Source organism: Vibrio minamisatsumaniensis (assembly GCF_050337445.1).
GTDB classification, from domain to species: domain Bacteria; phylum Pseudomonadota; class Gammaproteobacteria; order Enterobacterales; family Vibrionaceae; genus Vibrio; species Vibrio artabrorum.
The window spans coordinates 34,742-42,222 of the sequence record NZ_JAKJSY010000037.1; the positions used below are offsets into that span (position 1 = coordinate 34,742).

General features: G+C 42.6%; 9 protein-coding genes. All 9 read right to left on the reverse strand.

Features of this window, described 5'->3' with window-relative positions; all coding sequences use genetic code 11:
- Positions 1-345 precede the first annotated feature (345 nt).
- From L4B77_RS10000 to L4B77_RS10040, 9 genes are read right to left on the reverse strand one after another with little or no spacing between them, the layout of a single operon-like run.
- Complete coding sequence (locus L4B77_RS10000) at positions 346-789, reverse strand: F0F1 ATP synthase subunit epsilon (protein ID WP_261839865.1); 444 nt, start codon at positions 787-789, stop codon at positions 346-348.
- A gap of 15 nt (positions 790-804) precedes the next feature.
- Positions 805-2,190 carry a F0F1 ATP synthase subunit beta gene (atpD, locus tag L4B77_RS10005; RefSeq protein ID WP_261839866.1) on the reverse strand — a complete coding sequence of 462 codons (1,386 nt, stop codon included), beginning with the start codon at positions 2,188-2,190 and terminating at the stop codon, positions 805-807.
- 29 nt (positions 2,191-2,219) lie between these two features.
- The gene (gene atpG, locus L4B77_RS10010) at positions 2,220-3,089 is read right to left on the reverse strand and encodes a F0F1 ATP synthase subunit gamma (RefSeq protein ID WP_372039565.1); all 870 of its coding nucleotides are present in this window, start codon (positions 3,087-3,089) and stop codon (positions 2,220-2,222) included.
- Positions 3,090-3,135: 46 nt separating this feature from the next.
- Positions 3,136-4,677, reverse strand: coding sequence for a F0F1 ATP synthase subunit alpha (gene atpA, locus L4B77_RS10015; protein WP_261839868.1), 1,542 nt, complete (start codon positions 4,675-4,677; stop codon positions 3,136-3,138).
- Positions 4,678-4,686: 9 nt separating this feature from the next.
- Positions 4,687-5,238, reverse strand: a complete 552-nt coding sequence (locus tag L4B77_RS10020) for a F0F1 ATP synthase subunit delta (protein WP_261839869.1) — start codon at positions 5,236-5,238, stop codon at positions 4,687-4,689.
- Positions 5,239-5,249: 11 nt separating this feature from the next.
- Positions 5,250-5,720, reverse strand: a complete 471-nt coding sequence (locus L4B77_RS10025; RefSeq protein WP_261839870.1) for a F0F1 ATP synthase subunit B — start codon at positions 5,718-5,720, stop codon at positions 5,250-5,252.
- 55 nt (positions 5,721-5,775) lie between these two features.
- The gene (gene atpE / locus L4B77_RS10030) at positions 5,776-6,012 is read right to left on the reverse strand and encodes a F0F1 ATP synthase subunit C (protein ID WP_004730405.1); all 237 of its coding nucleotides are present in this window, start codon (positions 6,010-6,012) and stop codon (positions 5,776-5,778) included.
- Positions 6,013-6,062: 50 nt separating this feature from the next.
- A complete protein-coding gene (atpB, locus tag L4B77_RS10035; RefSeq protein WP_261839871.1) occupies positions 6,063-6,833 on the reverse strand; it encodes a F0F1 ATP synthase subunit A in 771 nt (256 codons plus the stop codon).
- A 1-nt stretch (position 6,834) separates the two neighbouring features.
- Positions 6,835-7,236, reverse strand: a complete 402-nt coding sequence (locus L4B77_RS10040; RefSeq protein WP_261839872.1) for an ATP synthase subunit I — start codon at positions 7,234-7,236, stop codon at positions 6,835-6,837.
- Between the last annotated feature and the right edge of the window lie 245 nt (positions 7,237-7,481).

The following is a 7,481-nucleotide window of genomic DNA, read 5'->3' on the forward strand; positions in this document are numbered from 1 at the left end:
GTCACTAAATTTTTTTGTCATTACATTAGGTGGGATAGTGAGTGGAGCCGTTAAGGGGGAGGGGACTGTATTTGTGGTTAGAGGTGTATGGATAGAGTTCAAATAGTGTTGGATAAAGGTCTAGTCCTGATGGACATTTATGGCGTGGGTAAAAGAATGTTCTGATAAGGGATATGTTTAGATATTAGGTTAGGCGAAGCTGAGGCGCGCTTATTTGAGTGGATCACACGGGGCGTGTTGATGTGACTTAGAATCACCGAAAGCAGAGAAAATGTAGTCGACCAACTTAAATAAGTTTTAAGTTGGTCGACTATTTACATATCAATAACTATTGACGTTTTATTATCAGTGACGAGTGCGAGAAGAAGTAAGTTCTACAGCACGTAACTGAGCAATGGCTTTTGCAAGTTCAAGTTGAGCTTGCGCAAAGTTAACGTCAACATTGCCTTTATTAATATTTTCTAGAGCAGCACGTTTTGCTTCTTCTGCTCGAGCGCGGTTAATGTCTTTACCATGCAATGCAGTATCCGCTAAAACCGTCACAACATCCGGTTGTACTTCAAGCAAACCACCAGAGATATACAGCACTTCTCCCTCTGATTTAGGGTCTGTAACAAACACGGTTACCCCTGGCTTAATTTTACTTAGAAGTGGAGAGTGACCAGGGCGAATACCCAGCTCACCGTCAGCTCCAGAAACGGCTAGGGCATGTGCCGGGCCTGAAAACAGTGTACCTTCCGCACTTACGATATTAAGTTGAAATGTATTATCTGTAACTCCGATAGCCATGATGCACCCTACCTCTTAGATTGATTTTGCTTTTTTAAGCACTTCGTCGATAGACCCACAATACAAGAATGCTTGCTCTGGGATATCGTCATATTGACCGCTTAACAGACCTTTAAAGCCTGATAGAGTTTCGCTTAACGGTACAAATACACCTTTCTGACCAGTAAATACTTCAGCAACGTGATAAGGCTGTGTTAAGAAACGTTCAATCTTACGAGCACGAGATACAGTCTGTTTATCTTCAGTAGACAGCTCGTCCATACCAAGAATCGCAATGATGTCTTTTAGTTCTTTGTAGCGTTGCAGCGTTGTTTGTACTTTTTGTGCAATGTCGTAGTGCTCTTGACCAACAACAAGAGGGTCCAATTGGCGAGATGTTGAATCCAATGGGTCAATTGCTGGGTATAGACCCAATGCAGCGATGTTACGCGATAGTACAACGGTCGCATCCAAGTGGGCAAACGTTGTTGCTGGTGATGGGTCAGTCAAGTCATCCGCAGGTACGTATACCGCTTGGATAGAAGTGATAGAGCCTTGTTTAGTCGAGGTGATACGTTCTTGAAGAACACCCATCTCTTCCGCCAGCGTTGGTTGGTAACCTACCGCTGAAGGCATACGACCTAACAGTGCTGATACTTCTGTTCCCGCAAGTGTATAACGGTAGATGTTATCAATGAACAATAGTACATCACGACCTTCATCACGGAAACGCTCTGCCATAGTCAGGCCAGTAAGTGCTACACGTAGACGGTTTCCTGGTGGCTCGTTCATTTGACCGTAAACCATCGCAACTTTGTCTAATACACCCGCTTCTTTCATCTCGTAGTAGAAGTCGTTACCTTCACGAGTTCGTTCACCTACACCGGTAAATACAGACAGACCTGAGTGCGCTTTAGCGATGTTGTTGATAAGTTCCATCATGTTGACGGTTTTACCTACACCAGCACCACCGAACAGACCGATTTTACCACCTTTTGCGAACGGACAAATAAGGTCGATAACCTTAACGCCTGTCTCAAGAAGCTCAGTGCTGTTTGCTTGCTCTTCATAAGAAGGTGCTTCACGGTGAATTTGATAGTTTTCTTTTTCGCCGATTTCACCACATTCATCAATCGGCTGACCAAGAACGTTCATGATGCGTCCAAGGGTCTCTTCGCCCACAGGAACGGTGATCGGAGAACCTGTATTTTCAACGGTTAGACCACGACGCAAGCCATCTGACGTACCCATAGCGATACAACGAACGATACTGCCACCCAGCTGTTGCTGAACTTCTAATACCAGCGAACCTGCTTCGTCGCCAGTTACTCTCAATGCATCGTAAACGCGAGGGCTATTATCGCCACTAAACTCGACGTCAACCACCGCACCGATAACTTTAACTATTTTTCCAACACTCATTTTTAAATCCTCAAATTCTATTTTTAACCCTACACCGCCTGGGCTCCTGAGACTATTTCACTCAGTTCTTGGGTAATGGCAGCCTGTCGCGCTTTGTTGTATACCAACTGCAAATCATCAATGAGTTGACCTGCGTTATCGGTAGCGGCTTTCATGGCTACCATGCGGGCTGCTTGTTCACAGGCGATGCTCTCAACGATGCCTTGATACACTTGTGATTCAACGTATCGGTGCAACAGTTCTGAGAGTAGGTCTCGTGGTGCTTGTTCATAGATGTAGTCCCAACGACGTGCCTTTCTTGCCTCTCCATCGGCTTCTGTATCAGAAGGGTGGGGGAGCAATTGTAAGGTCGTTGGTTCTTGAACCATGGTGTTGACGAACTGGTTGTAAACGAGATACAAACTGTCAATCTTACCTTCATCATAATGACCTAGCATCGCATTGACGGTGCCTAAGATATCTTCGAGTTTAGGTGTGTCACCAAGGCCAGCCACTTGTGCGATAACATTACCGCTGCGTTGGAAAAAGGAGATAGCTTTCGAACCAATTAAGGTTGTTTCTACCTCTACGCCTTTGGCGCGCCACTGATCCATATCTTCTAACACTTTCTTGAACAAGTTTGAGTTCAAGCCACCACATAACCCCCGATCGGATGAAATAATGATGTATGCAACACGCTTTGGTTCACGCTGTTGAAGATAAGGGTGCTGGTACTCCAGAGAACCCGATGCGACATGAGAGATAACTTTACGCATGTTCTCAGCATATGGACGTGTTAACGCCATATTGTCCTGAACTTTACGCATCTTACTTGCCGCAACCATTTCCATTGCACTGGTGATTTTCTGAGTGTTACTAACACTACTTATCTTGGTGCGAATTTCTTTAGTATTTGCCATTATCTGCTCCTATTTGTTTAGATTTCCAGCCAACAAACCGGAGCTTTTACCAAGCTTTCAACGCGACAAAGTTAGTCAACAGCTCGCCAAGAGCAGCATCAATTTCGTCGTTGTAGTCACCTTTAGCGTTGATTTTATCGAACAATTCTGGGCTTTGAGATTTTGCATAAGCAATAAGCTCTTCCTCAAAACGTGCGATTTTGCTCAACTCTACATCTGCTAAATAGCCTTTCTCTACTGCGTAGATAACCGTTGCTTGTTCAGCGACAGACATAGGGGAGTATTGCTTTTGTTTCATTAACTCTGTTACACGCTCACCATGGTCAAGCTGTTTGCGAGTTGTTTCATCTAAGTCAGAAGAAAATTGAGCAAATGCTGCTAACTCACGGTATTGAGCCAATGACGTACGGATGCCACCAGATAATTTCTTAATAATTTTACATTGTGCAGCACCACCAACACGAGATACCGAAATACCTGGGTCGACAGCTGGACGCAAGCCTGAGTTAAATAGTTGGGTTTGAAGGAAAACCTGACCATCGGTGATAGAGATTACGTTCGTTGGTACAAACGCTGATACATCCCCAGCTTGAGTTTCAATGATTGGAAGCGCTGTTAATGAACCGGTTTGACCTTTAACTTCACCTTTAGTGAACTTCTCAACATATTCTGCATTTACTCTTGCCGCACGTTCTAGAAGGCGAGAGTGGAGGTAGAATACGTCACCAGGGAAGGCTTCACGACCCGGTGGACGTTTTAGTAGCAATGAGATTTGACGGTAAGCGACAGCTTGTTTTGATAGGTCATCGTAGATGATCAGCGCGTCTTCACCACGGTCACGGAAGTATTCACCCATCGTACAACCTGCATATGGAGCAAGGTATTGAAGTGCTGCTGATTCTGATGCAGAAGCGACAACGACGATAGTGTTTTTAAGTGCATCGTGATCTTCAAGCTTACGAACAACGTTCGCAATAGTGGATGCTTTTTGGCCAATTGCCACATACACACATTTGATGCCTGAATCTTTTTGGTTGATGATTGCGTCGATTGCTAAAGCAGTTTTACCCGTCTGACGGTCACCGATGATAAGCTCACGCTGACCACGACCGATTGGCACCATGGTATCTACGGCTTTGTAACCAGTTTGAATTGGTTGATCCACTGACTTACGTTCGATTACACCTGGTGCAATAACTTCTACTGGATCAAGTTGGTCAAAACTAATGCTGCCTTTACCATCAATTGGTTCACCAAGAGTGTTTACCACACGGCCTAAAAGTCCATTACCTACTGGTACTTCCAAGATACGACCAGTACCTTTTACTTTCATACCTTCAGAAAGGTCAGTGTAGGGGCCCATAACAACAGCGCCAACTGAATATTGATCAAGGTTAAGTGCTAGAGCGTACTTGCCACCAGGTAACTCGATCATTTCGCCTTGCATTACGTCAGCAAGTCCATTAATTGTGATGATACCATCACGAACCGATACTATCGTACCTTCGTTGCGAGCCTCGGTGCTCACATTAAATTTCGCGATTCGCTCTTTAATTAAATCGCTAATTTCGTTTGAATTTAATTGCATATTTGTTACCTATCTCGCGTGAAGTTGATTAGCTAATCGGCTAATTGATGTATTTAAGGAGCCATCGATGACGGTCTCACCCGCTTTGATTATGACCCCACCAACCAGTGTGTCATCGATAACCTGCTCCAGTTCAACCTGACGCTCTAATTTTTTCTCAAGCGCAACTGTTAGCGATGCAACTTGATCTTGTGTAAGCAATTCCGAACTTGTGACAGTGACAGGAATTACACGTTCGTGTTCATCCTTTAGCTCGCTGAACAAGTTAAACAGCTCTTTTACAACGGAAAGACGGCCATTCTCAGCCAAGACTTTGATGAGGTTTACGACGTGGTCGTCAACAAGTCCTTGGCAAATGCTAATGATGAGGTCAGCCAGCTCTTCCGTTTGTTGGGTGCGAGCTCCGTCTGCTGAGGAAATCTCATTCGCGATAGTCTCTTCTTCAGTGACAGCGACGAGAATTGACAGCATTGAGTGCCACTCTTGCAACTTGTTTTCACCTAAAGCAAAGTCAAACGAAGCTTTAGCGTAGGGATGAGCAATACTGGTGTAATCTGACATATTGCCTCCGTTTAGAGTTCGCTTATTAATTGGTCAACTAACGCTCGGTTCGTTTCAGAGTCGAGGTTTTTGTTGATCAATTTCTGTGCGCTTTCAATTACAGCGTCTGCCATACTCGCCTGAAGTTCACGGCGTATCTTTTGACGTTCGCCTTCTAGCTCAGCTCTACCTTGTTCTAAGATACGTGCCTTTTCTTGCTCAGCTTCTTGTTGAGCTAAGCTAATGATTTCGCTGCGGCGTTTTTTGCCTTGCTCAATCAGTTCAGTGACGTTTCTTTTCGCATCATCGATGAGCTGTGCGCCATTTGCTTTCGCCATTTCTAGCTCTTTCGCAGCATTCTCTGAGTGGCGTAAACCATCAGCGATTTCTTTTTGGCGCTCGTCTAACATCGCGGTGAGAGGGGGCCATACATATTTCATGCATAGCCAAACAAAAATCACGAATGAGATTGCTTGACCGAACATGCTTGCATTTAAGTTCATACCTTCCTCGCTAAATCTTGATTATTTACAAATCGATCTTTTAAAAGCTTTTTAATTAAGCTACGGCGAAGATGATGTATAGACCGATACCAACACCAATCATCGGTACAGCATCAACAAGACCCATCATGATGAAGAATTGAGTACGAAGCATTGGAGTAAGATCCGGTTGACGCGCAACGCCTTCAAGGTACTTACCTGCTAAGTTACCAATACCAGATGCTGCACCCGCTGCACCTAAACCGATCAGTAATGCACCTGCTACATATAAAACTGCGCTTACGATATCCATTTGTATCTCCGATAAATAATTGTTGGTTAAATTTTAAATTTTTTTATTGATTAGTGGTGTTCTTCTGTTGCCATCGCAAGATAAACAACGGTGAGTACCATAAATATAAATGCTTGTAGGAATACGATTAGTATGTGGAATAAAGCCCATGGAACACTTAGTGCCCATTGCATCCACCAAGGCATTAATGCGATAAGAATGAATATCATTTCACCCGCATACATGTTGCCGAATAAACGTAAACCTAGTGATATTGGTTTTGAAATTAGAGTGATTAATTCAAGAATAAAGTTAACAGGGTATAAAAGAGGGTTGTCAAACGGTTGAGTCGTTAGCTCTTTGATAAAGCCTTTTAAGCCTTTATTTTTAAATGTATAGGTTAACAGTAGAATAAACACACCCAATGCCATCGACATTGGTATATTTACGTCTGCCGTTGGCAGGTCTCTAAAGTGGCCAAGCCCCATTAAACGAGTCAATACTGGTATTAAATCGATAGGTAATAGGTCAACTGCATTCATTAACAACACCCAAACAAAAGTGGTTAATGCCAGTGGTCCAATTAATTTGTCCTCCGCTTGAAAAATTTCTTTAACTAGATTATTAACAAACTCAAAGATAACCTCGATAAAACATTGGAAGCGACCTGGAACACCGCTTGTGCCCTTGGTGACTACATATCGAAAAGCACCAATGAACAGTAAGCCTGTAATCCAAGATACCAACATTGAGTCAATGTTAAACGCCCAGAAACCATCACCTGAAGTTAAAAATGTTAAGTGATGCTCTATATATTCGTGAGCGGTAGTGATTTGATCCATACTACGCGTACTCCGATCTATTAGAAGTGGTAATAAATGGTGTCAAGAAGTATCCAACCATAGTGAAGATATACGCATATAATATTACTGGGTTATCAAGTTTTAAAAACTTAAATACCAAAATAAACATTAAAAACGTATATATTATTTTAACTACACGACTCATTTGCATTAAGTCGCGCAAGCTATAATTAGGATTTTTCCGTACCTTTAGGCTTGCATATATAAAACCAAGCAGTGGTGGAATTATCGCCATGACGATACCCAAAACTGAAGATTCCATATCTAATTTATTACCAAAAAACACTTCAAATAAAACTACACCGATGGCTAATATTACTTGGCAAAGAACGACTGTTTTAGCAGCAACAAGAATGTCGCTAGTGATCCCATCAAGCCTCATAAAAAAACCTTCAATTAAGCAGTGTAACTTAATACAAAAAACAGACTCCATTTAACTTGTTTTTAAAAGCTAAATATTGGCTATTTTTCATACCCCCTGACGAAGCGAAGTGACATAAATCACAACCGTTTCGACATGGTATAAATTACGCTTAAACTTCTGTGATCTAAACGACAAATATCGATATCAATAATTCCATTTTTGGAAAAGTCGATTTTCATTTATGACAATTATGTGTCTATAAC

Excerpts from the sequence above, each read along its gene's own strand:
- L4B77_RS10000 (WP_261839865.1), bottom strand. The coding sequence starts at position 789 with ATGGCTATCGGAGTTACAGATAATACATTTCAACTTAATATCGTAAGT.
- atpD (WP_261839866.1), bottom strand. The coding sequence starts at position 2,190 with ATGAGTGTTGGAAAAATAGTTAAAGTTATCGGTGCGGTGGTTGACGTC.
- atpG (WP_372039565.1), bottom strand. The coding sequence starts at position 3,089 with ATGGCAAATACTAAAGAAATTCGCACCAAGATAAGTAGTGTTAGTAAC.
- atpA (WP_261839868.1), bottom strand. The coding sequence starts at position 4,677 with ATGCAATTAAATTCAAACGAAATTAGCGATTTAATTAAAGAGCGAATC.
- L4B77_RS10020 (WP_261839869.1), bottom strand. The coding sequence starts at position 5,238 with ATGTCAGATTACACCAGTATTGCTCATCCCTACGCTAAAGCTTCGTTT.
- L4B77_RS10025 (WP_261839870.1), bottom strand. The coding sequence starts at position 5,720 with ATGAACTTAAATGCAAGCATGTTCGGTCAAGCAATCTCATTCGTGATT.
- atpE (WP_004730405.1), bottom strand. The coding sequence starts at position 6,012 with ATGGATATCGTAAGCGCAGTTTTATATGTAGCAGGTGCATTACTGATC.
- atpB (WP_261839871.1), bottom strand. The coding sequence starts at position 6,833 with ATGGATCAAATCACTACCGCTCACGAATATATAGAGCATCACTTAACA.
- L4B77_RS10040 (WP_261839872.1), bottom strand. The coding sequence starts at position 7,236 with ATGAGGCTTGATGGGATCACTAGCGACATTCTTGTTGCTGCTAAAACA.